23 protein-coding genes, 1 tRNA gene, 1 pseudogene and 1 riboswitch are annotated in these 25492 nt (G+C 68.8%); of the genes and pseudogenes, 12 read left to right on the top strand and 13 right to left on the bottom strand.

Annotated features, from left to right (window positions below; genetic code table 11):
* Positions 1 to 45 precede the first annotated feature (45 nt).
* Complete coding sequence (gene cls, locus AHIS1636_RS18630) at positions 46 to 1524, bottom strand: cardiolipin synthase (protein WP_373875883.1); 1479 nt, start codon at positions 1522 to 1524, stop codon at positions 46 to 48.
* An 86-nt stretch (positions 1525 to 1610) separates the two neighbouring features.
* On the opposite strand from cls, the gene AHIS1636_RS18625 reads away from it, so the two are divergent.
* Positions 1611 to 2483, top strand: coding sequence for an aminodeoxychorismate lyase (locus tag AHIS1636_RS18625; RefSeq protein WP_264797348.1), 873 nt, complete (start codon positions 1611 to 1613; stop codon positions 2481 to 2483).
* Positions 2484 to 2510: 27 nt separating this feature from the next.
* Here AHIS1636_RS18625 and AHIS1636_RS18620 read toward each other — a convergent pair whose 3' ends face one another.
* From AHIS1636_RS18620 to AHIS1636_RS18610, 3 genes are read right to left on the bottom strand one after another with little or no spacing between them, the layout of a single operon-like run.
* Entirely contained in the window at positions 2511 to 3305 is a 795-nt protein-coding gene (locus AHIS1636_RS18620) for an energy-coupling factor transporter transmembrane component T family protein (protein ID WP_264797347.1), read from the bottom strand.
* Positions 3302 to 4855: an ABC transporter ATP-binding protein gene (locus AHIS1636_RS18615; RefSeq protein ID WP_264797346.1), complete on the bottom strand. Its 1554-nt coding sequence runs from the start codon at positions 4853 to 4855 to the stop codon at positions 3302 to 3304. The genes AHIS1636_RS18620 and AHIS1636_RS18615 overlap by 4 nt, the downstream gene beginning before the upstream one ends.
* A complete protein-coding gene (locus tag AHIS1636_RS18610) occupies positions 4855 to 5493 on the bottom strand; it encodes an ECF transporter S component (protein ID WP_264797345.1) in 639 nt (212 codons plus the stop codon). The genes AHIS1636_RS18615 and AHIS1636_RS18610 overlap by 1 nt, the downstream gene beginning before the upstream one ends.
* 45 nt (positions 5494 to 5538) lie before the next feature.
* A riboswitch (TPP riboswitch) is annotated at positions 5539 to 5677 on the bottom strand.
* A 108-nt stretch (positions 5678 to 5785) separates the two neighbouring features.
* Here AHIS1636_RS18610 and AHIS1636_RS18605 point away from each other — a divergent pair.
* Entirely contained in the window at positions 5786 to 6049 is a 264-nt protein-coding gene (locus AHIS1636_RS18605) for a DUF4235 domain-containing protein (protein ID WP_264797344.1), read from the top strand.
* Between the two features lie 321 nt (positions 6050 to 6370).
* Here AHIS1636_RS18605 and mnhG read toward each other — a convergent pair.
* The 6 genes and pseudogenes from mnhG to AHIS1636_RS18575 all read right to left on the bottom strand — a co-directional run.
* Positions 6371 to 6727 (bottom strand): annotated as a pseudogene (gene mnhG, locus AHIS1636_RS18600) (monovalent cation/H(+) antiporter subunit G); the annotation flags it as partial.
* The gene (locus tag AHIS1636_RS18595; RefSeq protein WP_264797362.1) at positions 6717 to 6986 is read right to left on the bottom strand and encodes an MrpF/PhaF family protein; all 270 of its coding nucleotides are present in this window, start codon (positions 6984 to 6986) and stop codon (positions 6717 to 6719) included. The gene AHIS1636_RS18595 and the pseudogene mnhG, both read right to left, overlap by 11 nt.
* 8 nt (positions 6987 to 6994) lie before the next feature.
* Positions 6995 to 7561, bottom strand: a complete 567-nt coding sequence (locus AHIS1636_RS18590) for a Na+/H+ antiporter subunit E (protein ID WP_264797343.1) — start codon at positions 7559 to 7561, stop codon at positions 6995 to 6997.
* The gene (locus AHIS1636_RS18585; protein ID WP_264797341.1) at positions 7558 to 9198 is read right to left on the bottom strand and encodes a Na+/H+ antiporter subunit D; all 1641 of its coding nucleotides are present in this window, start codon (positions 9196 to 9198) and stop codon (positions 7558 to 7560) included. The genes AHIS1636_RS18590 and AHIS1636_RS18585 overlap by 4 nt, the downstream gene beginning before the upstream one ends.
* On the bottom strand, positions 9195 to 9665 hold the full coding sequence (locus tag AHIS1636_RS18580; RefSeq protein WP_264797340.1) for a Na(+)/H(+) antiporter subunit C: 471 nt from the start codon (positions 9663 to 9665) through the stop codon (positions 9195 to 9197). The genes AHIS1636_RS18585 and AHIS1636_RS18580 overlap by 4 nt, the downstream gene beginning before the upstream one ends.
* Entirely contained in the window at positions 9662 to 12661 is a 3000-nt protein-coding gene (locus tag AHIS1636_RS18575) for a Na+/H+ antiporter subunit A (RefSeq protein WP_264797339.1), read from the bottom strand. The genes AHIS1636_RS18580 and AHIS1636_RS18575 overlap by 4 nt, the downstream gene beginning before the upstream one ends.
* Before the next feature lie 110 nt (positions 12662 to 12771).
* Here AHIS1636_RS18575 and AHIS1636_RS18570 point away from each other — a divergent pair, with 110 nt between their 5' ends.
* Together AHIS1636_RS18570 and AHIS1636_RS18565 are read left to right on the top strand one after the other, a co-directional pair.
* Positions 12772 to 14151: an MFS transporter gene (locus tag AHIS1636_RS18570; protein ID WP_373875882.1), complete on the top strand. Its 1380-nt coding sequence runs from the start codon at positions 12772 to 12774 to the stop codon at positions 14149 to 14151.
* A 15-nt stretch (positions 14152 to 14166) separates the two neighbouring features.
* On the top strand, positions 14167 to 14685 hold the full coding sequence (locus AHIS1636_RS18565; protein ID WP_264797360.1) for a ribosomal maturation YjgA family protein: 519 nt from the start codon (positions 14167 to 14169) through the stop codon (positions 14683 to 14685).
* On the opposite strand, the gene dcd is transcribed toward AHIS1636_RS18565, so the two are convergent.
* Positions 14682 to 15263: a dCTP deaminase gene (dcd, locus tag AHIS1636_RS18560; RefSeq protein WP_264797338.1), complete on the bottom strand. Its 582-nt coding sequence runs from the start codon at positions 15261 to 15263 to the stop codon at positions 14682 to 14684. The two genes, AHIS1636_RS18565 and dcd, sit on opposite strands and share 4 nt — an antisense overlap.
* Before the next feature lie 143 nt (positions 15264 to 15406).
* Between dcd and AHIS1636_RS18555 the strand changes: the two genes are divergently transcribed.
* Complete coding sequence (locus tag AHIS1636_RS18555; protein ID WP_264797337.1) at positions 15407 to 16813, top strand: M15 family metallopeptidase; 1407 nt, start codon at positions 15407 to 15409, stop codon at positions 16811 to 16813.
* A gap of 142 nt (positions 16814 to 16955) precedes the next feature.
* Here AHIS1636_RS18555 and AHIS1636_RS18550 read toward each other — a convergent pair whose 3' ends face one another.
* Positions 16956 to 17813, bottom strand: a complete 858-nt coding sequence (locus AHIS1636_RS18550) for a tryptophan 2,3-dioxygenase (RefSeq protein WP_264797336.1) — start codon at positions 17811 to 17813, stop codon at positions 16956 to 16958.
* Positions 17814 to 17908: 95 nt separating this feature from the next.
* Between AHIS1636_RS18550 and AHIS1636_RS18545 the strand changes: the two genes are divergently transcribed.
* The 7 genes from AHIS1636_RS18545 to AHIS1636_RS18515 all read left to right on the top strand — a co-directional run bounded on the left by AHIS1636_RS18545 (position 17909) and on the right by AHIS1636_RS18515 (position 24333).
* The gene (locus AHIS1636_RS18545; protein ID WP_264797335.1) at positions 17909 to 18391 is read left to right on the top strand and encodes a cation:proton antiporter regulatory subunit; all 483 of its coding nucleotides are present in this window, start codon (positions 17909 to 17911) and stop codon (positions 18389 to 18391) included.
* 6 nt (positions 18392 to 18397) lie between these two features.
* Entirely contained in the window at positions 18398 to 19573 is a 1176-nt protein-coding gene (locus AHIS1636_RS18540) for a cation:proton antiporter (protein ID WP_264797334.1), read from the top strand.
* A gap of 154 nt (positions 19574 to 19727) precedes the next feature.
* Positions 19728 to 21047 (top strand): sugar ABC transporter substrate-binding protein, encoded by a 1320-nt coding sequence (locus tag AHIS1636_RS18535; RefSeq protein WP_373875880.1) that lies wholly within the window; start codon positions 19728 to 19730, stop codon positions 21045 to 21047.
* Positions 21044 to 22000, top strand: a complete 957-nt coding sequence (locus AHIS1636_RS18530) for a carbohydrate ABC transporter permease (protein ID WP_275116388.1) — start codon at positions 21044 to 21046, stop codon at positions 21998 to 22000. The genes AHIS1636_RS18535 and AHIS1636_RS18530 overlap by 4 nt, the downstream gene beginning before the upstream one ends.
* Positions 22000 to 22839, top strand: a complete 840-nt coding sequence (locus AHIS1636_RS18525) for a carbohydrate ABC transporter permease (RefSeq protein ID WP_264797333.1) — start codon at positions 22000 to 22002, stop codon at positions 22837 to 22839. The genes AHIS1636_RS18530 and AHIS1636_RS18525 overlap by 1 nt, the downstream gene beginning before the upstream one ends.
* A 28-nt stretch (positions 22840 to 22867) precedes the next feature.
* The gene (locus AHIS1636_RS18520) at positions 22868 to 24124 is read left to right on the top strand and encodes an ABC transporter ATP-binding protein (protein WP_264797332.1); all 1257 of its coding nucleotides are present in this window, start codon (positions 22868 to 22870) and stop codon (positions 24122 to 24124) included.
* Between the two features lie 135 nt (positions 24125 to 24259).
* Positions 24260 to 24333: transfer RNA gene (locus AHIS1636_RS18515), tRNA-Gly, on the top strand.
* Positions 24334 to 24392: 59 nt separating this feature from the next.
* Here the strand turns inward: AHIS1636_RS18515 and AHIS1636_RS18510 are convergent.
* Positions 24393 to 25469, bottom strand: coding sequence for a hypothetical protein (locus AHIS1636_RS18510; RefSeq protein ID WP_264797331.1), 1077 nt, complete (start codon positions 25467 to 25469; stop codon positions 24393 to 24395).
* Between the last annotated feature and the right edge of the window lie 23 nt (positions 25470 to 25492).

The raw sequence follows: 25492 nt of genomic DNA, 5'->3' as shown, positions 1-25492 counted from the left end.
TGCAGCACCTTCCTACTGCGGCGCCTTCCTACTGCAGCGCCTTTCCTACTGCAGCGTCGCAGTCAGCCGGGCGACGTTGTCCACATAGCGTTCCAGCCGACTGCGCTTGGTCCACTCTTCCAGCGTGATCTCCCGGGAGACTTCGCGGTAGCTGTCCTGGACCTTGCGCATCCGCCCCACGACGCCGTCGCCCAGCATCATGACGGAGACCTCGAGGTTGAGCGAGAAGGAGCGCATGTCCATGTTGCTCGAGCCGATCACGGCGATCTCGTCGTCCACGGTGAAGTGCTTGGCATGCAGGACGAAGGGCTTCGGGTAGAGGTAGATCCGCACGCCGGCCTCGAGCAGGGCCTGGTAGTAGGACCGCTGGGCGTGGTGGACCAGGAACTGGTCTCCCTGCTCGGAAACGAAAAGTTCGACTTCGACGCCCCGTTGCGCCGCCGTCGTAATGGCGTACAGCAGCGAGTCATCCGGGACGAAGTAGGGGCTGCAGATGGAGAGCCGCTCGACCGCGGCGTAGATCAGCGTGTTGAACAGCCGCAGGTTGTTCTCGGTGGCGAATCCCGGACCGCTGGGCACCACCTGGCACGTCATGGGGCCCGGCTCGCGGAACGGAACGGGGGTGAACAGTTCGCTCTCGAGTGTTTCGTCGGTCTCGCTGGACCAGTCGGTGGTGAAGACGACGTTCAGGGCCGTGACGATCGGACCTTCGTAGCGGGCCATCAGCTCCACCCACTGACGGCCCACGCGCGCGCTCGAGGCGCGGTGGTAGCCCGGATGGATCAGGTTCTGCGACCCCGTGAACGCCACGCGCCCGTCGACCACGAGGATCTTGCGGTGGTTGCGCAGGTCGATGCGGCGCCACTGCCCCTGCACGGGAAGCAGCGGGAGCATCCGGCGCCAGTCGATTCCGCTGTCCCGCAGCCACTTCAGGAACTGCCGGTAGCCCTTGACGCGCATCGTGCCCAGGTGGTCGAACAGCAGCCGCACGCGTACGCCGCGGCCCGCGGCCTCCTTCAGCGCATCGAAGAGTTCGCCGGTGATGTCGTCGCGGGACATGATGTAGAACTCGATGTTCACGAATTCCCGGGCCTCGCGCACGGCCTTGGCCATGGCGGCGATGGACCCCTTGTAGTCGGGAAAGAGTTCCGCGTGGTTGCTGTCCAGCATCGGGAACGAGCCTAGCCTCCGGTTCAGCTCCGCCGCGGAGTGCACCCACTCCGGGGCTTCGCGTTCGCTGCGCGGTTCTTCCAGGTCCTGGGTGGCCGCGTGCACCCGGCGGTTGGTCTCCGCCTGCTTGGCAATCCGGCGGTCGGAAAGCCGGAAGCTGCCGAACATGAAGAACAGGGCCAGGCCCACGAGCGGCAGGAAGAAGATGGCCAGCAGCCAGGCCATCGCGGTGGTAGGACGGCGGTTGCCCGGAACGATGCCCAGGGCGGCGATCCGGATGGCGAAGTCCACTACCGTCAGCAGGGTAACGGCCCAGTCCGGGAGCGTGCCCAAACCCGCAAGCGACCACAGCACGGCAGTATCAGTCCTTTCGTCCCGCCGGCCCCCGGCGTGTCCTCCCCCAGCCTAATCTGCCCGCGGCGGCAATCTATGCTGAAGCCATGACAGTTTTGGTGTTTCTCGACCCTGCCCATGAGAACGGCAGGGTCGCAGACCCTGCACAGCCCCAGCTGATGGCCACGGACCTCGGCGCCACCCGCGGGGACGGCATCTTCGAATCCATGCTCGCCGTCGACGGCGTTGCGCGCAAAGTCGGGGCGCATCTGGACCGCCTGGCCAAGTCGGCGCGGACCATGGAACTGGACATCCCGTCCGCCGACGCCTGGCGGCGGGCCATCGCCACCGCCCTGGCCGAGCATCCCCCGGCCGAGGAGATCGTGATCAAGCTCCTGGTGACCCGCGGCGTCGAGGGCGCGGACCGGCCGACTGCCTGGGTGCAGGCGGATGCGGCCGGGCCGGTGGGCCGGAAGCAGCGCCAGGAAGGTGTGGACATCCTGCTCCTGGACCGTGGCTACGACAGCTCGCTGGCCGAACGCGCACCATGGCTGCTCCTTGGCGCCAAGACCCTCTCCTACGCCGTCAACATGACGGCCCTGCGCTACGCCAGGGCGCACGGGGCGGACGACGTCATCTTCACCTCGACGGACGGCCTGGTGCTCGAGGGGCCGACGTCGACGGTGCTGATGGCCACCGAACGCGACGGCGTGAAGACGCTGGTCACGCCGCTGCTCGAGAACGGGATCCTGCCGGGGACCTCGCAGGGGGCGCTGTTCAAGGCCGCTGCGGCCGCCGGCTGGCAGCTCGGCTACGGCCCCCTCCAGCCGCACCACCTGCTTGAAGCGGACGCCGTGTGGCTGGTCTCGAGCATCCGCCTGCTGGCACCGGTCAAGAGCATCGACGGGACACCGATCCCGGTGTCCGCGCCGATGACCGACGAGCTCATGAAGCTCCTGGCCGAGGGCAGCCAGGACTAAACTGAGCGGCCGGGCCGGGCCGGCAGCTCAGGACAGCACGGGATTCCAGGTACCGGCGGTGACGGCGGCGGCCAGGGCGGCCCCCGCGATGAGCGCCCCGCCGAGCACCACCCAGATGTCGATCCGGCCGAAGGTGGATTCCCGCGCCCAGGTGCGCCCGGCGCCGCCGAAGCCCCGGGCCTCCATGGTCACGGCCAGGCGGGTGGCGCGGCGGACGGCCTGGACCAGCAGCCCGAAGCTCTGCCCCAGCGTCGCCCGCAGCCGCTGCAGCGGAGTGCCGTGCGAGCCGATGCCGCGGGCGCGGCGGGCCATGCCGATGGTCTGCCATTCCTCGGCCATCAGCCCGACCAGGCGCATTGCGGCCAGCGTGCCCAGGACGAAGCGGTGCGGCAGCCTGGCTTTCTGGGCCAGCGCGTCCGCAAGGTCCGTCGGGTCGGTGCAGCTCATCAGCAGGATCGCGGGCAGGGCGATGGCCAGCCCGCGCAGCATGAAGCCGAGCCCCAGTTCGAGCGACCCCTCGCTGATCGACCAGATGCCCGCGTCGACCAGGATCCGCCCGCTGTCCGCCGAGAGGATCGCGGTACTCCAGCCGCCCACCGCGGCGGCGATGATCAGCGGCCAGCCGCGCTGCCAGAGCAGGCGCAGGGTCAGCCCGGCCAGCCCGAACAGGGCGAATTCGGCGGCCAGCGCCGTCGCGGCCGACACCCAGTCGATGGACACGGCGAGCACCGCGGTAATGAAGACCACGGCAGCGAATTTGGCCAGCGGGTTGGCGCGGGTCAGCAGCGCGGAGTTACCGCCAATAGCCAGTGCTTCCCTCATGCCGCACCCGCTTCCAGCCGCGCGGACCCGAGCCGCAGCTCCGTACCGCCGAGGACGGCGCTGAACTCCTCGTCGTGCGTCACGGAAACGACGGCGGTGCCGGCGTCGAGGAGCTCGGTCAGGAAGGACGCGAGCTCCGCCCAGGTCCGGGCGTCCTGCCCGAAGGTCGGCTCGTCCAGCACCAGCACCTTGGGACGGGCCGCCAGCACGGTGGCCACGGAGAGCCGGCGCTTCTCGCCGCCGGAGAGCGTGTAGGGGTTGGCCTCCGTAAGGTGGTCCAAACGCAGCCGGGCCAGCAGCTCGTCCACGGCCTCCGCACCCCGGCCCAGGTGCCGCGGGCCGACCATCAGTTCGTCCAGCACCGTGCCGGTGACGAACTGGTGCTCGGGCTCCTGGAAGACCGTGCCGATCCGCGCGATGAGTTGCTTCGCCTTCCACTTGAACGGGTCCGTCCCCGCACCTGCGGCGAGGCCGACGGCGGCGCTCACCTTCCCCTCTGCCGGTGCCAGCAGTCCCGCGAGGGTGAGCGCGAAGGTTGATTTCCCCGCCCCGTTGGGACCGGTGACCGTCAGCGCCCGGCCGGCGGAGACCTCGGCGTCGATCCCCGACTGGACCGGCAGACGTCTCCCGGGAACCCGGCCGCGGCGGCGGGCAGGGTCCCGGGAGACGGCCAGGCGCTCGGCCGCCAGCAGGAGCTCGCCGCTGCCGGAATTGGACCGCGGCCGGGTCGCCGGAACCAGCCCTGGAACCCATACCCCGGCCGCCGCCAGCATCCGGCCGGCCTCGGCAAGGACCTCGGCGGGCGGACCGTCCAGCAGCACTGCGGACTGTTGGGCTCCCGACGCGGAGAGGCCCGGCTGCAGCACGACGATCCGGTCCACAAGGTCCTTCCACACCGCCACCCGGTGCTCCACGACGATCAGCGTGGCTCCGGTCTTGTCCAGGCTGCGGCCGACGGCGTCGCGCACCTCGAGTACCCCGGCGGGGTCCAGGTTGGCCGTGGGCTCGTCGAGCAGGACCAGCCCCGGACGCATGGCCAGGATGCCGGCCAGCGCGAGCCGCTGTTTCTGCCCGCCGGACAGGGCGGACGTGGGGTGGTCCAGGGCCAGTCCTCCGAGTCCGACGTCGTCCAGCGCCTCGCCGACGCGCCGCCAGATTTCGTCCCGCGGCACGGCCAGGTTCTCGGCCCCGAAGGCGACGTCGTCGCCCAGGCGCGAGAGCACCACCTGGGTCTCAGGGTCCTGCTGCATGAGGCCGGCCCGCCCGCGCTGCCCGCGCGGCGGAGTCCCGTCGATCAGCAGTGTGCCCGCCTCGTCTGCCCCGTCGTCGTCGTCGCCCAGCACCCCGGCCAGGGCGTGCAGGAGCGTGGATTTACCGGCTCCGGAAGCTCCCAGCAGCAGCACCCGTTCGCCCGGACGGATGTCCAGGTCCAGTCCTTGGACGGCCGGCGCGGTTCGTCCGGCATGCCGCCAGCCCCAGCCCCGCGCGGACACCGAGGCCGGCCGCGTTGCCGCGGACGTTCCCGCTGCGCCGGCCACCGAGGCGGCCATCAGGAGAAGACGGGCTCGGTCGCGGCCTTGCGGGACGCGAAGGAGCTGAGCGCCCCGGTCCTGGCCAGGCCGCGGGTGGCCAGCCAGGACAGGGCCCCGGCGATGACCGCGCCGGAGATCGCGGTGCAGACGATGTAGAACAGCTTGTCCCCCGCCTCGTACGCGATGTTCCAGCCCCACGGAGCAAAGGAATCGTTCAGTCCGCAGAACAGCCCTGCGCCCGCACCGGCGAGCAGCGCGACCGGCAGGTTGAACTTGCGGTACAGGAACGCCGCGAAGACCAGTTCGGCCCCCAGCCCCTGCAGCATGCCGGAGATCAGCACCGTGGTGCCGTACTGCGAGCCCATGATCAGCTCGCCGGTAGCCGCGACGGTCTCGCAGAACAGGGCGGCGCCGGGCTTGCGGATGATCAGCATCCCCAGCACGGCGGGGATCATCCAGCCGCCGGCATACAGACCGGTCAGCGGCGGGTACAGCGCATTGACCGGTGCCGAAACGAGGTTGGCGCCCTGGGACCAGGCCCAGAAGATGACGCCGCCGGCCACGGCGATCAGTGCCGCGACCACGATGTCGACGACGCGCCAGCTGTACTTGGGTTTGCGGCCGGCGGCCGGCGCGGAACGTTCAAAGGTGCTCATGGAATCCTCCTGAGGTCCAGGAGGGGAGGGCGGCCCCGTACGGGCAGCCCTGAGAACTCGACTCCCTTCGCCGGTACTAACCGGAGCAGGTTCGAGGGTCTGCGGTTGGCCGCACTCTCAGCGTCCCGCCCGGTGCACGGCTGCTGCCGCCATTTCCGGATCGGACGCTCCCCTGTCGTCATGTGCTGTTATCAGCGCCTCCAAGTCTACACTCCGGCCCGTCCGCAGCCCCCATTGGCTCCAAGCGGTTAGGCTGGGCCTAGATGACGATTACCTATTCAAGGGAGCGGCAATGCATTTGATCCTGAAGCTGATGGGCACCGGCGTCAGCATCGCGGCGGGTTTGGCCGGAGCGAAGCTGATCGACATCCTCTGGAAGCTGGTCACGGGGAATGAATCCCCCAAGCAGGACACAGACGCGATGGAGAACACCCTTCGCGCCACTCTGGTGTTCGCGGTGATCTCCGGTGCCGTCAGCGCCATGATCCGCGTGCTCTCGCAGCGCGGCACCCAGCACGCCATCAACCGCTTCACGAAGACGCGGGACCTGGTCTAGAACCGCACAACGACGACGGAGGCCGGGCGCGAACCCGGCCTCCGTCGTCGTTCCCGGTGGATCGCAGCCCCGCAGCCGGCAACGCTTCGCGGCCCGACTCAGCAGGCAGGACCTCGGCGTCCCGCCTCAGGTCCGCCAGCACCCTCCGCGTCCCGCTACCGCTCCGGCAGGTCAGCGTCCCGGCGCAGCGCCGTCCGCATCCCGCCTCAGGTCCGCCTGCGCCGCCGACTCCGCGGCCAGCTCGGCTTCCGCGGCCGCGGTGTCGAACTCTTCCGCCTCGTCCGCGTTCGGGCTCCCCGATTCCCCGGGCATGGGCAGGTTCTCTTCTTCCGCCGCCTTGCGGACCACTTCGTCCAGTTCGTCGATGCTCAGCGTGTCCTTGCGCAGGTGCTTGGTCCGGTAGCCCGCGCGGCCGACCATGTGGGCCGAGACGGGAACGGTGAGCAGCTGGAACAGCCACGCGAGGATCAGTACCGGAACCGCGGCCCAGCTGCGCAGCTGCAGCGCCAGCCCCATCAGGAGCAGGAACAGGCCGAAGACCTGCGGCTTGGTCGCGGCATGCATGCGCGAGAGCAGGTCCGGGAAGCGCAGCATGCCGATGGCTGCGGCCAGGGACATCAGCGAGCCGGCCACCAGGCAGGCGGCGGCGAGGATCTCGAGGACGGCGTCAGTGTTCATGAGGCCGCCTGTCGATCACGTAGCGGGCCACCGCGACGGAGCCGATGAAGCCGACCAGCGAAATAATGACCACGAGGGTCAGGTTGTCCTGGTGCTTCCGGACGGCCATGTCGGCGATGATGCCGGCGCAGACAATCGCGAGCAGGACGTCGATCCCCATCACCCGGTCCAGGATCGAGGGGCCCTTCACGATGCGGAAGATCGCCACCGCGGCCGCGATCGTCAGGATCGCGCCGACGATGACCAGCACGATGTCCATAAGGCCGGTCACCGTGTGCCTCCCTGCTGCGCCTGCAGTTTTCCGTCCCTGATGATGGCCATTTCCTCCTTGCTGCCGATGCTCCTGATCAGCCCTTCCTCGATCCGCAGCACCTGGTCCCTGAACCGCTCGGCGCCCTCGGGGGACTCGATGTCCAGGCAGTGCAGGTAGAGCGTGGACGTGGACCTGTCCACGTCCACCACGAGGCTGCCCGGGATGAGCGAGATCGTGTGGCCGGTGGCGGTCACGATCAGGTCGGAGCGGCTTCGCAGCCGGACCGCCAGCACCGCGTTCTTGGTCCGCGGCCCCTTGGCCACCGCCACCCAGAGGACCTGGAAGCTGGCCACCGCGACGTTGCCGATGAACTTCACGACGAAGAGCAGGCCGGCCAGGACGTTGAGCCTGCCGCCCAGCTCCACCGGCGGCAGGTAGAAAACGTTGACCACGACGAGCGCGATGGCCAGGCCGAAGATGAGGTTGCCCGCGCTGTAGTCCTGCCACAGGGCGCCCCACATAATCACCAGCCAGACGAGCAGCGGGATTTCCTTCAGCAGCGGGATCCGGGTTCGGGTCACGGCCGGGCTCCTTCCGCCGCGCCGGGTCCGAGCACCGCTTCGATATAGGGCACCCGTTCCAGCAGGCCCAGGCCCGCCTGTTCGCTGAGCTGGAAGAGCGGGCCGGCGAACACCGTCAGCGCGACGCCGAGGACGACGAGCCCGATCGTGGCACCCACCATGCTCTTGGGCAGCACGTTGCTGGTTGTCTGCGGCGCCTTGCCGGCCGCGACCTTCAGCGCGACGGCGGGTGCTTTGGCCGGCACGATGTGCTCTCCGCGCGGGGCACGGTCGGGGACGGCCGCCAGCAGGACCGGGTCCGGATGCTCCGCGTCCGCGGGAGTGCGCCAGAAGGCACGGTTCCAGACCCGCGCCATGGCCAGCAGGGTCAGCAGCGAGGTCAGCACGCCGCCCGCCACCAGCACGTATGCCAGCGGCGTGCCCAGGTCGACGCCGGCCTGGAGCAGGCCCAGCTTGCCCAGGAAGCCGGAGAACGGCGGGATCCCGGCCAGGTTCATCGCGGGCACGAAGAACAGGATCGCCAGCAGCGGCGACAGCCGGGCCAGTCCGCCCAGCCGGTCCATGTTGGAGGTCCCGCCGCGCCGCTCGATCAGACCGGTGACCAGGAAGAGGCTCGTCTGGACGGTGATGTGGTGGGCCACGTAGTAGACCGTGGAGGCCAGCCCGAGCACCGAGCCCATCGCCAGCCCGAAGACCATGTAGCCGATGTGGCTGACGAGTGTGAAGGACAGCATACGCTTGATGTCGATCTGCGCCAGCGCGCCGAGGATGCCCACGACCATGGTCAGCAGCGCCACGATCATCAGGAAGCTGTTGATCCGGTCCCCCGGGAACAGCAGGGTCTCGGTGCGGATCAGCGCGTAGACGCCGACCTTGGTGAGCAGGCCGGCGAACACCGCCGTGACCGGCGCCGGGGCCGTCGGGTAGGAGTCGGGGAGCCAGAAGGACAGCGGGAACACCGCGGCCTTGATGCCGAACGCGACCACCAGCATCAGGTGCAGGATCATCTGCGTCGAGCCGTCCAGTTCGCCGAGCTTCACCGCCAGGTCCGCCATGTTCACGGTGCCGGTGGCGGCGTAGATCATCGCGATGGAGAGCAGGAACAGCATCGAGGAGATGACGCTGACCACCACGTACGTCACACCCGCACGCACCCGGGGGCCGGTGCCGCCCATGGTCATCAGCACGTAGCTGGCCGTCAGCAGGATCTCGAAGCCGACGTAGAGGTTGAACAGGTCTCCGGTCAGGAACGCGTTCGAGACGCCCGCCACCAGGATCAGGAACGTCGGATGGAAGATCGAGACTGGCCCGTCTTCGTCCCCGTCGGCCATGCCCTGGCCCGCGGCGTACACCAAAACGGCCAGGCTCACGCAGGTGGAAATCACCAGCATCAGCGAGGACAGTTCGTCCACCACCATGTTGATGCCGAACGGCGGAACCCAGCCGCCGATCGAGACGGACTGCGGTCCGGACGTCCAGGCCGTCACGAGCAGGATGAGCTCAACCGCCAGGGTCAGCGCCAGCGTGCTGACCGAGAAGAAGCGCTGGGCCGAGGGGTGCCGGAGCAGCAGGAACGTCAGTCCCGCGCCCATGAAGGGGAGTGCGACGGCGAGCGGCGCCAGCGACGCGGCATTCATCGGCTTCCCCTTTGCTTGGTTTTCTTGCCGGCCGGACGCTCATCCGCGTCCTCCGGGACGAACTCGGTGGTTTCGACCGGGATGGCCGTGTCGTCCTCGGCATCGAAACTGGACTGGTTGCGCACGCGGCGGTCTTCGATATCGTCCTGGACCTCGTCCTGGCGGCCCAGCACCCAGGAGCGGTAGATGATGCCGAGCATGAAGGCGGTCACGGCGAACGATATGACGATCGAGGTCAGGATCAGCGCCTGGGGCAGCGGATCGTTGTAGTCCTCGGGCGCTATGTCCGAGCGGTAGAGCGGCGCGAGCCCCGCTGCCCCGCCGGTGCTCAGCAGGAGGATGTTGGCCCCGTTGGCCAGCAGCATCAGCCCCAGCATGACCCGGGTCAGGCTTCGCTCGAGGATCAGGTAGACACCCACCGCGACGAGCACGCCCATGACCGCCAGCAGCGTAATGTTCACGGTCATCGTGCGACTCCTTCCTCGACGGGTTCCGGTGCCTCATGCGGCCTGCCTCGATGCGGTATCGGATGCTGGTCCTCGCTGCGTTCGTCGATCTCGGCGCCGAAGCTGCGCAGCACGTCCAGGACCAGGCCGACCACGACGAGGTAGACGCCGATATCGAAGAAGGTCGAGGTGACGAACTTGTGGTCGCCGAAGACCGGCAGGCTGAAGTGCAGGATCGCGCTCTGGAAGATCCCGCCGCCCAGCACCAGCGGGACCACGGCTGAAAGCGACGCGGTGCACAGGCCGGCGCCCAGCAGGAAGCCGGCGCTGACCGGCGAGGCCTCCGCCAGCTCGACGCGTCCTCCGGCCAGGTAGCGGACGGTCAGCGCCAGCCCCGCCAGCAGGCCGCCGGCGAAGCCGCCGCCCGGGGCGTTGTGGCCGGCCAGCAGAAGATAGATGGAGAAGATGATTACGGAGTGGAACAGCAGCCGCGTCACGACTTCGAAGATGATGGACCGGCGTTCCGGGGCCAGCGTGCGCCCGGCGACCAGCCAGGTCTCCTTGGCCACCGTCGCGAAGCGCCGGGCCGTCAGCAGCGCGGCCTTGTCCCCGTGCCGCTGCGGCAGCTCGGTGATGCGGTCCACGGAGCCGGAGGCGACCCCGGCCGCGCGGGTGCGCTTGTCGCCGCGGCTGCGCACGAAGATCAGGCTTGCCACGCCCGTGGCCGCGATGGCCAGCACCGAAATCTCCCCGAAGGTGTCCCACGCCCGGATGTCCACCAGGGTGACGTTGACGATGTTGGCGCCACCGCCGTCGTCGTACGCCAGGGACGGGAACTCCAGCGACACCGGAAGCTGGGTACGGGCCGCCATCGACGTCATCGCGATGACCACCATCGCCCCGCCGACCGCCACGCCAAGCAGCGCGCGCAGCAGCTTGAAGCCGCCGGGGGCGCGCAGCCAGAGCCGCGCGGGCAGCGACCGCAGCGCCAGCACGATCGCCACGAGCGCGATCGTCTCCACCAGCATCTGGGTCAGCGCCAGGTCGGGGGCGCCCTGCAGGGCGAAGATCAGGGCGATGCCGTAGCCGGTGACCGAGACCATCAGCACGGCCAGGAAACGCTTGTTGGCGCGGATCGCGCCCAGCGCGGCCAGGATGATGCCTGCCCCGGCGACCAGCTGGGCCGGGGAGTCTGCCAGGACCCAGCTGTCCGGCCACGGCGGATCCAGCAGGATGACCGCGCTGATCGGCGTCACCACGGCCACGCCGAGGATGACGAACAGGTAGTAGATGAGCGAACCGCGCTGCGTCCGGCCGGTGATCCAGACCGCCGTCTCGTCCAGCACCCCGACGATCCCGCGGTAGGCACGCTCGCCGGTGAGGCCGCCGGAGAAGCGGTCCTGGAAGGAGCCGACTTGGCCGCGGAAGCGGAAGAGCAGGTACCCGACGGCCAAGGTGACCGCAGTCAGCCCCAGCGCCGGGGTCAGGCCGTGCCAGAGCGCGAGGTGCCCGTCCGGGGCGCCATCCGGCTCGTACAGGGTTACGTAGGGCTGGACGGCCTTGTCAGCAGGGCCTGGCCAGAGGCCGGCCAGCACCGTGGCCGCGGCCAGGACCGCCGGGGCGGCGAGGAAGCTCGGCGGGACCGGGGTGAAGGCGGTCTTCCTGACGTTCGGTTTGTACGCGAACCCGCCCCAGACGAAGCGTGCACTGTAGGCGAAGGTCAGCATCGAACCGATGACGATGCCCGCCAGCAGCAGGTAGCCGACCGCGCCGGACTTCTCGGCCTCGTGGACGAACGTTTCGTAGACCGTCTCCTTCGCGACGAAGCCCAGCAGCGGCGGCAGGCCCGCCATCGACGCGGCGCCGATCACTGCCACGGCGAAGAGCGGCTTGGAGGAGCGGTAGAGGCCAGAGAGCTTGCGGATGTCGCGGGTTCCGGACTGGTGGTCGATGATGCCGACGACCAGGAACAACGTGGCCTTGAAGAAGCCGTGGGCCAGCAGGAGCGCGAGCCCGGCCAGCGCGCCGTCGCGGTTGCCGAGCCCGACCACCATCATCAGGAAGCCGAGCTGGCTGACCGTGCCGTAGGCCAGGATGAGCTTCAGGTCGAACTGTTTGAGCGCCAGCCAGCCGCCCGCAAGCATGGTGAGCAGGCCGAGGCCCAGCACCGTCCAGTCCCAGTACGCGGTAGTGGAGAAGCCCGGGGCCAGCCTGGCGACCAGGTAGACGCCCGCCTTCACCATCGCGGCGGCGTGCAGGTAGGCGCTGACCGGGGTGGGGGCGGCCATGGCGGCCGGCAGCCAGAAGTGGAAGGGCACCAGCGCGGACTTGCTCACCGCACCGACGAGGATCAGGAAGATGGCGACGTCGATCAGCATGCCCTGCTGCACCAGCTCCGGCGCCCGGGCCATGATCTCCGAGATCCGGTAGGTCCCGGCGGTCTGGCCCACCATGATCAGGCCGATCAGCATGGTCAGGCCGCCGAAGGTGGTGACCATCAGCGCCTGCAGCGCGGAGCGGCGGGCGGCCAGCCGGTTCCGGGCGTAGCCGATCAGGAGGTAGGACAGGACCGTGGTCAGTTCCCAGAAGATGTAGAGCATGATCAGGTCGTCGGTGATCACGAGGCCGAACATCGCGCCGGCGAAGGCCAGCAGCTGCGCGCCGAACGGGCCGATGTTGGGGTCCTGGACCTTGAAGTAACGGGCGCAGTAGAAGAGCACCAGCGCGCCGACGCCGAGGATCAGGATGGAGAGCACGGCGGAGAGGGTGTCCATCCGGAACGCCAGCTCGAGCTTCAGTTCCGGGATCCAGGCAATGGTTTCCGACGGCGGCGCATTGGGCGCGCCGGCCAGGGCGCCTTGCTCCGCGCCGGTGTAGCGGTCGAACGTCGCCATCAGCCAGACGAATCCGGCAGCGGGTACAGCGGCGAGTATATAGAACGTCGACCGGCCGATCTTCCGGAATATCCAGGGCGCTACGAAGGCCACCAAGAACAACAGGGCGAGCACAACGAGCACGATATTCTCCGGAGCTACCTTCTGGGGATCGACGGCAAGACTAGGGGGAAGACAGGTTCCATTCTACCCATGGAATACTTGCCCTCCCGCCCGGGCGGTACCATCTGGCTATGAGCCACTCGCCTCACACCCCGGCCTCGCCCAGCGGGACCGGGAATTCAGCCCTGGGGGAAATCAACAAGAAGCATGTGCTGGCGTGGGCTTCCTGGGACTGGGGCTCGGCCGCCTTCAACGCGGTCATGACGACGTTCGTCTTTACGGTCTACCTAACCAGCGACGCGTTCGGCGGCGAGGACTATGCCTCCCGCATCCTGGGCTACGGCCTCGCCCTCTCCGGGCTGGCCATCGCGCTGCTCGCCCCGGTAACCGGCCAGCGGTCCGACACGGGCGGGCGGCGGAAGTACTGGCTGGGCGTCAACAGCATTGCCGTTGCCGTGCTGACCGCGCTGTGCTTCTTCGTGTACCCCTCCCCCGGCTTCCTCTTCCTCGGCGTCGGCCTGATCGCCCTCGCCACCCTGTTCTCCGAGTTCGCCGGCGTCAACTACAACGCCATGCTGGGCCAGATCTCCACGCCGGCGACGGTCGGCAAGATCAGCGGCTTCGGCTGGGCCATGGGCTACGTGGGCGGGATCGTGGCCCTCGCGCTGGTGCTCGTCGGCTTCGTCCTCCCCGAGAACGGGTGGTTCGGGGCCACCGCAGCGGACGGGCTGAACATCAGGCTCGTCGCCGTGTTCTCCGCCGTGTGGTTCATGGCCTTCGCGCTTCCCGTGCTCTTCACAGTCCCGGAGATTCCGCGCCAGCCCATGGCGGCCAAGCTCGGCATAGCGGGCTCCTACGGGCTGCTGTTCCGCCGGATCAAGGCCATCTACCGGACCAGTCCGCACACCATCTTCTTCCTGCTCGCGAGCGCAGTCTTCCGGGACGGGCTGGCCGCCGTCTTCACCTTCGGCGGCGTCATCGCAGCCGGCACCTTCGGCTTCCCGCTGACGGGCGTCATCGTCTTCGCCATCGCCGGCAACGTCGTCGCCGCCCTCGGCGCCGTGGCCGGCGGCTACCTGGATGATCGGGTCGGACCCAAGAGGGTCATCGTCGGCTCGCTGCTCGGCCTGCTGGCGGCGGGGACCGCGATCTTCCTGCTCGGCGCGGAAAACCACAGCGTCCTGGGCCTTACCTGGAGCGGCACCACGACCTTCTGGGTCTGCGGCCTGTTGCTCTGCCTGTTCGTCGGGCCCGCCCAGGCCTCCAGCCGCGCCTACCTCGCCCGGCTCGCGCCACGCGGCGAGGAAGGCGAATACTTCGGCCTCTACGCCACCACCGGCCGGGCCGTCAGCTTCCTGGCCCCCACGCTCTTCGCCGTCTGCATCGGCATCTTCGGCGCCCAGCGCTTCGGCATCCTCGGCATCCTCGTCGTCCTGCTGGCCGGGCTGCTGCTACTGCTGCCGGTCAAGGAGCCGCGCGAGGTTCCCACCGCGACGACGCCGGCAGCCTGAGCGGTCGACGGCGTGATGGACAGAGCGGCGGACAGCGCGGTCGACGGCGCGCTGGAGAGCGGGGTTGACGAAGCACCCGGGCCGGGCGCGGCCCGGAGCGCCGGGAAGCGGCGCGCGGCGCTCGTGGCCGCAGGGGCGGCAACGATCGTGCTCGGACTGTCGGTCCGCGCCCTCGGCGAGCCCGCCTGGGCCGGCCCGGCGGGAGACGCGCTGTACGCCGTGATGGTCTACGTGGCGATCGCTTTCCTGCTCCCCCGGAAGCCCCGGCCGTTGGCCGCACTCGCGGCGCTGGCAGCCTGCACGGCCATAGAGCTCTTCCAGCTCACGGGGATCCCGGCCGCGCTGGCCTCCGCATGGACCCCGATCCGCCTCGTCTTCGGAACGACGTTTGGCCTCTTTGACCTGGCGGCCTACGCGGCGGGTGCCGCCGCCGGCCTCGCTGCCGACGCGGTCATCTCCGCGGCAGCAGGGAAGGCCCATTCCCCGGCTGCGCAGTCCAGAAGGGCCCGGCCCCGGACCGGGCGGGGAGCCTAGCGCTCGATCCTGGTGCGGTGGAAGTTCAGGTGGCTGCGCGACGCCGTCGGCCCCCGCTGCCCCTGGTAGCGGTTGCCGTACTGGCCCGATCCGTAGGCGTACTCGGCCGGAGAGGACAGGCGGAAGAAGCAGAGCTGGCCGATCTTGGAGCCGGGCCACAGCTTGATCGGCAGGGTGGCCATGTTGGACAGCTCCAGCGTTACGTGCCCCGAGAACCCCGGGTCGATGAAGCCGGCGGTTGAGTGGGTCAGCAGGCCAAGCCGGCCCAGCGAGGACTTGCCCTCGAGGCGGGCGGCGATGTCGTCCGGCAGGGTGACCGTCTCATAGGTGGAACCGAGCACGAACTCCCCGGGGTGCAGGATGAAGGGCTCGTCCGGATCCACCTCGACCAGCCGGGTCAGCTCGGGCTGCTCCAGCTGCGGATCGATGTGGGCGTATTTGTGGTTGTCGAAGAGCCGGAAAAACCGGTCGATCCGCACGTCCACGCTGGACGGCTGGACCATCTCCGGCAGGTAGGGTTCCAGGACGATGCGCCGGGCATCGATTTCTTTCCGGATATCCCGGTCTGAGATCAGCACCTTCCAAAAATATCGCATCGGCCCTGCCGCCCCTGAATCTGTCCGCCGCGGCCCCGCAACACTTCAGGAAGCTGTCCCTTCCCGCCGGCCGGTGCCAAGATGGGACCACCGCTGCGCCGCAACGCAACACCAGGGGGTAACACATGACCACCGCACCGCCGCGCCGTCTTCGATCCCTGCTGGCGGCGCTCGCCACCGCCGCCGCCTTGGTCCTCGCCCTGTTCGCCGCGCCTCCCGCCGGGGCCGCCGAACCGGTCCGGGACCCGGGAAGCAGCAGGGTCCTGGTCAACAAGGACCATCCGCTGAGTCCGGCCAAGTACACGCCGTCCCTGGTCAGCTGGAAGGGCACCGGCCATCGGATGCGCTCGGATGTGAGGTCCAAGCTCTCCGGCCTGTTCACGGGGGCGGCCAACGCCGGCCACTCCGTCGCCGTCGTCAGCGCCTACCGTTCCTACACGCAGCAGCGCGACCTCTACAACTACTACGTCCAGACGTACGGCAGGGCCTACGCGGACCGGATCTCGGCCCGGCCGGGCTACAGCGAGCACCAGACCGGCCTGGCCGTGGACGTCGGGCTCGCCAGCGGCTCGTGCGGCCTGGCCGCCTGCTTCGGCGACACCGCGGCGGGCAAGTGGGTGGCGGCCAACGCCTACAAGTACGGCTTCATCGTCCGCTACCCCAAGGGCCAGGAAGCCACCACCGGCTACACCTACGAGCCTTGGCACCTGCGCTACGTCGGCGTCTCGTTGGCCGCCGAGATGCGCTCCAAGAAGATCCCGACGATGGAGCACTACTACGTCCTGGGCAAGCCGAGCGTGCGCAGCTACGCCGACGTCCTCGCCGCGGACACCGCGGGCGAGCTCTGGCGCTATCCCGGCGGCGCGGGACGGCTGCACGCGCGGGTGCGGATCGACACCGCCTACGGCGGCGTCCGGACCGGCACCACGGTGGACTGGAACCGCGACGGCACCATCGACCTGCTCCTGCAGATGAAGGACGGCCGGCTGCTGGTCAACTACGGCAAGGCCGGCGGCGGCTTCCAAGCCCCGCGGCAGGTCGGCAGCGGCTTCGCCCGCTTCGACATCACCGCCGGCGACTGGAGGTCGGCGGACCGCTACCCGGGCCTGGTCGCCAAGCGCTGGTCCGACGGCTCCCTGTTCTACTACCGCAACGGCTCCGGCGCAGGACTCTCCGCCGGCAAGGTCTTCAGCCGCGGCTGGGGCGCCTACCGGCCGACCCTGCTCGACTGGAACCAGGACGGCAGGCAGGACATCGTCGCGGTGCGCCGCACCGGAGAGCTGTACGTCTACCCGGGCAACGGCACCGGCGCGCTCAGCACGGCCGCGTCGGCACGCCAGCAGATCGGCGGCAGCGGCTGGGACAAGGTTTCCTCCCTCACGCCGCTCTACGGCTACGCCGCGGCCGGCTCGACCGGCTTCATGGCGAAGTTCAAGGACGGCGCCCTGCGTTACTACCCCTACGCCGCCGGCCGCTTCGGCACGCGCAGCCAGGAGGGCTCCGGCTTCACCGGCTACAACGTCTTCCGCTGACCCGCGCCCGCCCGGGCGCCGGCAGCCTGCAGTACGACGGCGGGGAGTATGACGGCGCAGAGTACGACGGCGCAGAGTACGACGGCGGAGCCGCGCGGTGCGCGCGAAAGGCGGGCTGCGCGCCGTCGTACTTCGGGTCCGCTCAGGGGCGGCCGATCTCCGTGCGGACCGCGAGCAGTTCGGGAAAGAACGTCAACTCGAGCGCCTTCTGCAGGAACGCCGCGCCGGAGGAGCCTCCGGTGCCGGGTTTGTAGCCGATGGTGCGCTCCACCGTCTTCAGGTGGCGGAAGCGCCAGAGCTGGAAATTCTCCTCCAGGTCCACGAGTTCCTCGCACGCCTCGTAGACATCCCAGTTGTCATGCGTGTTCTCGTAGATGTACTTGAACGCGGCCACCAGCTCCCGGCTGAACACGTGGGCCTCGCGGACGTCGCGCTCGAGCACGGCCGGAGGCACCGCGTAGCCCCGGCGGTGCAGCAGGGCCAGGAACTCGTCATAGATGCTCGTCGCATCGAGCAAGTCCGAGAGCAGGGCGTGGGCGGCCGGGTCCGCCGCGAAGACCTCCAGCATGGCCGGGTTCTTGTTGCCCAGCAGGAACTCCACCGCGCGGTACTGCCAGGACTGGAAGCCGGAGGAGGCGCCGAGGTCGCCGCGGAACTGCGCGTACTCGGAAGGGGTCAGCGTGGCCAGCACCGACCACTGCTCGGTGAGCGTGCGCTGGATGTGCTTGACCCGGGCGATGCCCTTCATCGCCTGGCGCAGGTCGTCGGCGCGCAGCTCGGTCCGCACCGCGCGCAGCTCGTGCAGGATGAGCTTGAACCAGAGCTCGGTGGCCTGGTGCTGGATGATGAACAGCAGCTCATCGTGGTGCTCGGGGCGGCTGACCGGCTGCTGGGCGGCCAGCAGGAGGTCCAGTCTCAGGTAGGAGCCGTAGCTCATCTTGTCCGAAAAATCGGTCTCGATCCCCTGCTCGAAGCTGCGGGTGTTCTTCTCCACGGACATGGCGCTCCAATGTCGGTCCGGCGTGGCTGCCTGGCGGTTTTGTACCAGCGTACGCGCCGCTGCCGCGGGCGCTCCGTGCCGTCTAAAGTGGAGCCATGGACGTGGAAGAGACTCCCCTGCCGGGCATCGGGGTCAGACGTGAACTGGTGCTCGACTCCGGACGCCGGGTGGGGATTGTCATCCACCGCGACGGAGAGACCGAGCTGATTGTCTCCAAGCTGGATGACCCGGATGCCTGCCTCGCGTCGATCCCGCTGAGCGTGCAGGAGGCAGCCACCCTGGGCAGCCTGCTGGGCGGTCCCCAGCTGGTGGCCCAGCTCAGCGAAGAGCACCGCGAGCTGCCGGGCATCAGGACCATGCAGGTGCCGCTGACCCGGAATTCGCCGTTCGCCGGGCGCTCCCTGGGCGACGCCCACATCCGCAGCAGCACGGGCGCCTCCATCGTCGCCATCGCCCGGGCGGGCGAGATCCTGCCTTCTCCGGCCCCGTCGGAGGAGCTGCTGGCCGAGGATGTCCTGGTTATCGTCGGGACCGACGAGGGCCTGGCCGCCGCCACGGCCATCCTGAACGGAAGCTGAGCCGCCATGGGCGGCACGACGGTTGCGCTGCTCGAACTCGGGATCATCTTCCTGGGCCTCGGCCTGCTGGGCCGCATTGCCGCACGCATGGGCATGTCGCCCGTTCCGCTCTACCTGCTCGGCGGCCTCGCCTTCGGCCACGGCGGGCTCATCGAGTTCGGCGGCATCGCCGAATTCGGCCACATTGCCAGCGAGATCGGCGTGGTCCTGCTGCTGCTTATGCTCGGCCTGGAATATACCGCCAAGGAGCTGGTCACCGGCCTCGGCCAGTCGTGGCCGGCCGGGCTGGCCGACCTGGTCCTCAGCTTCACCCCCGGCGCGGTGATGGCGCTGATGTTCGGCTGGGGCGGGGTCGGCGCCATGGTGCTCGGCGGGGTGACCTACATTTCCTCGTCCGGCATCGCCGCCAAGGTGCTGACCGACCTGGGCAGGCTGGGCAACCGCGAGACGCCGACGGTCCTCTCGATCCTAGTGCTGGAGGATTTGGCTATGGCGGTCTACCTGCCGATCCTCACGGCCGTGCTCGCCGGGGCCAGCTTCCTCGGCGGCCTGCAGGCCGTCGGAATCTCGCTGCTGGTCGTCAGCGCGGTCCTGCTGCTGGCGCTGCGGCACGGGCACCGCATTTCCTCGTGGATCCACAGCCCGGACCAGGAAACCTTCCTCCTCAGGCTCATCGGCGCCGCGCTGCTGGTTGCCGGCATCGCCTCGACCCTGCAGGTCTCGGCCGCCGTGGGCTCCTTCCTGCTGGGCATCGCCATTTCGGGGTCGACGGCGGAGAACGCCGTGCGGGTGCTGGAGCCGCTGCGGGACGTCTTCGCCGCCATGTTCTTCGTGGTCTTCGGCCTCAACACCGATCCGGCCACCATTCCGCCGGTGCTGGGCTGGGCCGTCCTGCTGGCCTTGGCGACGGCAGCAACGAAGATGGCCACCGGAAGCTGGGCGGCGCGGCGCAGCGGCATCGGCCGCTGGGGCCAGCTGCGGGCCGGCACCACGCTCATCGCCCGCGGCGAATTCTCCATCGTCATCGCCGGGCTGGCCGTGGCATCCGGTGCCATCGACGGGCAGCTCGCCGCGCTGGTCACGGCCTACGTCATGCTGACCGCCGTGGCGGGTCCGGTGGTCGCACGCTTCGCCGAACCGCTCGTCCGCCGGCTGGTCCGGGAGCCCGAAATCGCGCGCTGAACCCTCTCCTGTGCATCTTTTCGGTTGCGGCCTGCGGCTGTGACTAGCCGAGATTCCGTTTTCGGGCATATGGTCGAGATTAGCAAGGCTACTTAGGAGTGACGGGGCGCACAGCCGCCCCGACGTCCTACAACGAGGTGGAGGCGCGATATTTATGCCGCGAGCGGAGAGGCCACAGTCCACGGGCCGAAATAGACCCCGCGCCCTGGCCGGCGTGACGCTGGCCCTGGGCGCGATGCTGTTAACCGGGTGCGCGCCCGAAGAGGGCCCGCCCACGTTGACCTGGTACATCAACCCCGACGACGGGGGCCAGGAAGCCATTGCGCAGAAGTGCACCGAGGCATCCAACGGCGCCTACCGGATCGAAACGTCGCTGCTGCCCAACGAGGCGGCCTCGCAGCGGGAGCAGCTCGCCCGACGGCTGGCCGCCGGCGATTCCTCGCTGGACATCATGAGCCTGGATCCGCCGTTCATCCCAGAGCTCGCCGAGCCCGGCTTCCTCGCGCCGGTCCCGGAGGACGTCGCGCAGCGGACCACCGCGAACGTGGTCGACGGCGCCCTCGCCGGAGCCCGCTGGAAGGACCAGCTGGTCACCGTCCCGTTCTGGGCCAACACCCAGCTGCTCTGGTACCGCAAGTCGGTGGCGGAGGCCGCCGGGCTGGACATGAGCAAGCCGGTCACCTGGGACCAGCTCATCAAGGCCGCGGAAAGCCAGGACAAGTACCTCGGCGTCCAGGGGCAGCGCGGGGAATCGATGACGGTCTGGATCAACGCCCTGGTCGAGTCCGGAGGCGGACAGATCATCGAGAACCCCGAGGCTCCCGGCGACGAAATCCAGCTCGGCCTGACCTCGGATGCCGGCATCAAGGCGGCCGAGATCATCTCCACCATCGGCAAGGACGGGCTGGGCAGCCCCGGCCTTCCCACCCAGGACGAGAACAACTCGATGATCCTGTTCCAGGGAGACAAGGGTTCCTTCATGGTGAACTGGCCCTTCGTCTGGCCGGCCACCAACGCAGCCGTCGAATCCGGATCGCTGGACAAGTCCCTGATCGACGACATCGGCTGGGCCCTCTACCCCGAGGTGAACGCCGGCGAGGAAGCACGGCCCCCGCTCGGCGGCATCAACCTCGGCGTCGGCGCGGACAGCGAACACCCGGACCTGGCGTACCAGGCCATCGAATGCATCGTGTCTCCCGAAAACCAGGCGGAATACTTCGTGACCAACGGCAATCCGCCGTCGAACACGGAGGCCTACAAGGACCCGGCCATCAAGGAGAAGTTCCCGATGGCGGACACCATCCGCGAGTCCCTGGAGCAGTCGGCCCCGCGGCCGCAGACGCCCTACTACAACGAAGTCACCACCAGCCTGCAGCAGCGCTGGACGCCGCCGTCCACCGTTGACCCGCAAAGTACGCCGCAGACCACCGCAGACTTCATCACATCAGTGCTCAGAGGGGAGAACCTGCTGTGAGTACCTCAGTGAAAACCGCCCGCCCGCAGACCGCGCAGAAGCCGGCGCCGCAGTTCAGCGACCGGGTCAAGGCGGAGCGCCGGCTCGGCTGGCTGCTGGCGGGCCCGGCCTTCGTGGTCATGCTGGCCGTCACCGCCTACCCGATCCTGCAGGCGGTCTTCGACTCGCTCTTCAACTACCGCCTCACGGCGCCGGACGAGCGCGAATTCATCGGCCTCGGCAACTACGCCACGATCCTCACGGACGAGGTCTGGTGGCGCGACCTCGGCGTGACGCTGCTGATCACGGTGGTCACCGTCGTCGTCGAACTCATCCTCGGCTTCGCCCTGGCGCTCGTGATGCACAAGGCACTCAAGTCCGTGCGCGGCCTGCTCCGCACCGCCATCCTGGTCCCCTACGGCATCATCACGGTGGTCTCGGCCTTCGCCTGGTTCTACGCCTTCGACATCAACTCCGGCTTCATCAACAACTGGTTCGACTGGGTCCCCGGCATTGATCCGGACCTCAACTGGTTCGCCCAGGGCGGCACCTCGCTGTTCGTCATCATGGCCTCGGAAATCTGGAAGACCACGCCGTTCATCTCGCTGCTGCTGCTGGCCGGGCTGGCACAGGTGCCGGACGAACTGACAGAGGCCGCGGAGGTGGACGGCGCCACCTGGTGGGAGCGGATGAGCCGGGTGATCCTGCCGAACATGAAGGCGGCCATCATGGTGGCCGTGCTGTTCCGGGCCCTCGATGCCTTCAGGATCTTCGACAACGTCTTCATCATGACCAACGGCGCTTTCGGCACTGAGGTGCTCTCGCTGCTGGCCTACCGCACCTCCATCAGCCGCCTCGAAATCGGGCTCGGCTCGGCGGTATCGGTGCTGCTGTTCATCTGCGTGCTGCTGATCTGCTTCATCGCGATCAAGCTCTTCAAAGTCGACCTCGCCGGCGCCCGAGGGGGTAAATAATGAAAAGCAGGACTAAGGAACGGCTGGTCTGGACCGTCATTTCGATCCTCGTGCTGGTGTACGCGCTCTTCCCGGTGGCCTCGATCCTGGCGACCTCGTTCAAGGAGCCGAGCGACCTGACCTCCGGCAAGTTCCTGCCCACGAACTGGAGCAGCGTGAACTACCAGGAGATCCTGGTCGGCGACGCGCAGGAACTGTTCCTCAGCTCGCTCTGGAACTCGATCGGCATCTCCCTCATCGCCACCTTCATCGCCGTCGTGCTGGCCACGCTCTGCGCCTACGCGATCGCGCGGCTGGACTTCCCGGGGAAGAAGCTGATCCTGACCACGGCGCTGGCGGTATCCATCTTCCCGGTCATCTCGATCGTCACCCCGTTGTTCAACCTTTGGCGCAACATCGGCCTCTACGACACCTGGCCCGGCCTGATCATCCCCTACCTGTCGCTGACCCTGCCGATCTCCATCTGGACCCTCGCGGCGTTCTTCCGCCAGATCCCGTGGGAGCTGGAGCAGGCCGCGCAGGTCGACGGCGCCACCACCTGGCAGGCGTTCCGCAAGGCCATCGTGCCGCTCGCCGCGCCGGGCGTATTCACGACGGCGATCATCGCCTTCTTCATTGCGTGGAACGACTTCGTGTACGGCATCTCGCTCACCTCGACGGAGGCCGCCCGGCCGGTGCCTGCGGCACTGGCTTTCTTCACCGGCGCCTCCCAGTTCGAGGCCCCGGTCGGCGCGATCTCCGCCGCCGCCATCATCGTCACCATCCCCATCGTCCTGCTGGTGCTGCTGTTCCAGCGCCAGATCGTCTCAGGCCTGACCCAGGGCGCCGTCAAGGGCTGACCCGCGCCACAGAAAGGTAGCCGAAGCCATGGCATCGATCACCCTCAACCATCTCGTCAAGCAGTACGGGGACGGCTTCCCCGCGGTCAACGATGTCAGCATCGACATCGCCGACGGCGAGTTCATCATCCTCGTGGGCCCTTCGGGCTGCGGCAAGTCGACACTGCTGCGCATGATCGTGGGCCTGGAGGACATCACCTCCGGGGACCTGCTGATCGACGGCCAGCGGGTCAACGAGAAGGCGCCCCGGGACCGCAACCTGGCCATGGTGTTCCAGAACTATGCCCTCTATCCGCACCTGACGGTCTTCGAGAACATCGCCTTCCCGCTCCGGCTCGGAAAGGGCAAGCACAGCGAGGAAGACATCCGCCGCCTCGTGACGGACGCCGCCAGGACCCTGGAGCTGACGGACCATCTCGAGCGCAAGCCCGGCAACCTCTCCGGCGGCCAGCGCCAGCGCGTCGCCATGGGCCGGGCCATCGTGCGGCAGGCCGACGCCTTCCTCTTCGACGAGCCGCTCTCCAACCTCGATGCCAAGCTGCGCGGCCAGATGCGCTCGGAAATCTCGCAGATGCAGCGCCGCCTGGGCGTCACGTCCGTCTACGTCACGCACGACCAGACGGAAGCCATGACGCTCGGCGACCGGGTCGCGGTCCTGAAGAAGGGCGTGCTGCAGCAGATCGCCTCGCCGCGGGAGCTGTACGAGCAGCCGGTCAACCTCTTCGTAGCCGGCTTCATCGGCTCGCCTTCCATGAACTTCGTTCCGGCCACCGTCTCCGGCAACGTCCTGAAGACCGCCGTCGGCGATATCGAGGTCGACTCCCGCAAGGCCGCCGCAATCGAGGGCAAACGCCTGGTCCTGGTCGGCGTCCGCCCGGAATTCTTCGAGGATGCCTCTTTGGTGGACGAGGCCAAGCTCCCCCATGGCTCCACGTTCACCGCCGAGCTGACGCACACCGAGTGGCTCGGCAACGAACAGTACGGCTACATCAACTTCGATCCGGACCCGGAGGTGCGGTCCCTGCTCGACGGCCTGGCCCGCGACATGGATGCGGACGAGCTGCGCCCGCAGATCGTGGTAACCCTGGACGCGGCCAGCCGGATCCGCGGCGGCCGGCCCGCCGAGCTCTGGCTGGACACCCGGAAGCTGCATCTCTTCGATCCCGAGACCGGTGAGAACCTCACGCGCGACGCGGCCGCCGGCGCCGCCCTGACCGAGGAAGCCAACGCCGCCCGGGCCGAGGAAATCGCCGACGCTCGCGGGAGGGACCGGGCCAACGTGTAGCCGCCGCCTGGTCCGGGCCCTCCGCTATTCGAGCGCCTGGACCGTGCCGGCATGTCACGGTTCAGGCCTGCAGCTCCGGTGTTGTAAGCTGGAGCTCGTTGTTCGGGCCGGATACCCGGTTAGCGGATGACGAAGGCGGGCGTAGCTCAATGGTAGAGCGCTAGCTTCCCAAGCTTGATACGCGGGTTCGATTCCCGTCGCCCGCTCCATGGAACGTAGAAAGGCCCTGCCGGCGGCAGGGCCTTTCTACTTTACGGGAGCGGGTTCCCTAATACTCTTCCTGGGCCTCGAACCCGGCGCGGTCCACTTTGCGGTGGAAGCGCATCCCGGCGAGGCCGCCGAGCAGCGCGCCGGCCAGCGTGACCAGCAGTACCACGCCGAGGGTGATCAGGCCCGGAACCGACAGGTCCTGCACCATGGAGGACAGGGCGGCGCTGCCGGTAACGGTGTTGACCAGGTCCATGCCGCCGGTGGCCAGCCCGATCACCGTGGCCAGCACCGCCATCACGAGCGCCCACACCCACACGGCCAGGCCCTGCCGCAGTCCGTCGAAGCGCGCCATCCGGCCCGCGACGTAGCCCCCGCCGAAGTAGGCGATGAACAACAGAACCAGCGCGACAACAATGGCCGTGATGCCCAGCGCGCTGTTGGTGTCGGAGGCGAGGGAACGCGGATCCTGCGGCAGCGCGCCGCTGTTGTAGCCGACGGCCGCGACGACGCCGGCGGCGAGCGAAAAGAGCAGCACCGTCAGCGCGGCTGCGCTGAGCCAGCCGAAGAACGCGGAACCGACCTTGACGCCGCCGTAGGCCTGGCGCTGATTGACGTACATCGTGTCCCGGTCCAGCGGCGTGACGGGCCGGTAGGCGCTGGTGTCCGAGTAGGAGCGCTCATCGTCCAGCCGCCGCTCGGCGCTGAGGCTCTGCCGCCGGCCGCCCGAGCCCGCGGCACCTGCGCCGGCAGCCGCCGCCGACGTCCCCAGCACGGTGGTCTCATTCGAAGTCCCCGCTGCACCCCCGGCCGTCCGGCTCCCCGCCCGGCCCGGCGTATCGAGCACGGTGGTCTCATTCGAAGTCCCCGCTGCACCCGTACCCGTCCCGCCGCCTGCCCGGGCCGGGGTATCCAGCACGGTAGTTTCGTCCCTCCCTGCGCCGGTTGCGGCACCGGCTGACCCGGCGCCTCCCTGCGCCCCCAGCACCGTGGTCTGCGGTGCAGTCTCAGGCTCGGCCCTCCGGCCGGATGCCGCCGCCCGCTCGCCCGGCCGGACTTCGCCGCCCGGATCACCGGCCGAAATTCCGTCACTGCGGCGCGTACCGCCGTCGTTCTTGTCCTGCGCATTCGTGCTCATCAGGGCCTCCTGCTCCGGTCGGT

Origin of the sequence: Arthrobacter mangrovi, from assembly GCF_026011795.1 — a bacterium.
Taxonomy (GTDB): Bacteria; Actinomycetota; Actinomycetes; order Actinomycetales; family Micrococcaceae; genus Crystallibacter; species Crystallibacter mangrovi.
This window is presented reverse-complemented; position numbering and strand designations above follow the sequence as displayed.

Excerpts from the sequence above, each read along its gene's own strand:
- AHIS1636_RS18620 (WP_264797347.1), bottom strand. The coding sequence starts at position 3,305 with ATGAGGGAAGCACTGGCTATTGGCGGTAACTCCGCGCTGCTGACCCGC.
- AHIS1636_RS18595 (WP_264797362.1), bottom strand. The coding sequence starts at position 6,986 with ATGGACATCGTGCTGGTCATCGTCGGCGCGATCCTGACGATCGCGGCC.
- AHIS1636_RS18555 (WP_264797337.1), top strand. The coding sequence starts at position 15,407 with ATGACCACCGCACCGCCGCGCCGTCTTCGATCCCTGCTGGCGGCGCTC.
- AHIS1636_RS18570 (WP_373875882.1), top strand. The coding sequence starts at position 12,772 with ATGAGCCACTCGCCTCACACCCCGGCCTCGCCCAGCGGGACCGGGAAT.
- AHIS1636_RS18580 (WP_264797340.1), bottom strand. The coding sequence starts at position 9,665 with ATGACCGTGAACATTACGCTGCTGGCGGTCATGGGCGTGCTCGTCGCG.
- AHIS1636_RS18605 (WP_264797344.1), top strand. The coding sequence starts at position 5,786 with ATGCATTTGATCCTGAAGCTGATGGGCACCGGCGTCAGCATCGCGGCG.
- AHIS1636_RS18550 (WP_264797336.1), bottom strand. The coding sequence starts at position 17,813 with ATGTCCGTGGAGAAGAACACCCGCAGCTTCGAGCAGGGGATCGAGACC.
- AHIS1636_RS18540 (WP_264797334.1), top strand. The coding sequence starts at position 18,398 with ATGGGCGGCACGACGGTTGCGCTGCTCGAACTCGGGATCATCTTCCTG.
- AHIS1636_RS18510 (WP_264797331.1), bottom strand. The coding sequence starts at position 25,469 with ATGAGCACGAATGCGCAGGACAAGAACGACGGCGGTACGCGCCGCAGT.
- AHIS1636_RS18610 (WP_264797345.1), bottom strand. The coding sequence starts at position 5,493 with ATGAGCACCTTTGAACGTTCCGCGCCGGCCGCCGGCCGCAAACCCAAG.
- AHIS1636_RS18615 (WP_264797346.1), bottom strand. The coding sequence starts at position 4,855 with ATGGCCGCCTCGGTGGCCGGCGCAGCGGGAACGTCCGCGGCAACGCGG.
- AHIS1636_RS18545 (WP_264797335.1), top strand. The coding sequence starts at position 17,909 with ATGGACGTGGAAGAGACTCCCCTGCCGGGCATCGGGGTCAGACGTGAA.
- AHIS1636_RS18565 (WP_264797360.1), top strand. The coding sequence starts at position 14,167 with ATGGACAGAGCGGCGGACAGCGCGGTCGACGGCGCGCTGGAGAGCGGG.
- AHIS1636_RS18535 (WP_373875880.1), top strand. The coding sequence starts at position 19,728 with ATGCCGCGAGCGGAGAGGCCACAGTCCACGGGCCGAAATAGACCCCGC.
- AHIS1636_RS18525 (WP_264797333.1), top strand. The coding sequence starts at position 22,000 with ATGAAAAGCAGGACTAAGGAACGGCTGGTCTGGACCGTCATTTCGATC.
- AHIS1636_RS18585 (WP_264797341.1), bottom strand. The coding sequence starts at position 9,198 with ATGAATGCCGCGTCGCTGGCGCCGCTCGCCGTCGCACTCCCCTTCATG.
- AHIS1636_RS18625 (WP_264797348.1), top strand. The coding sequence starts at position 1,611 with ATGACAGTTTTGGTGTTTCTCGACCCTGCCCATGAGAACGGCAGGGTC.
- AHIS1636_RS18520 (WP_264797332.1), top strand. The coding sequence starts at position 22,868 with ATGGCATCGATCACCCTCAACCATCTCGTCAAGCAGTACGGGGACGGC.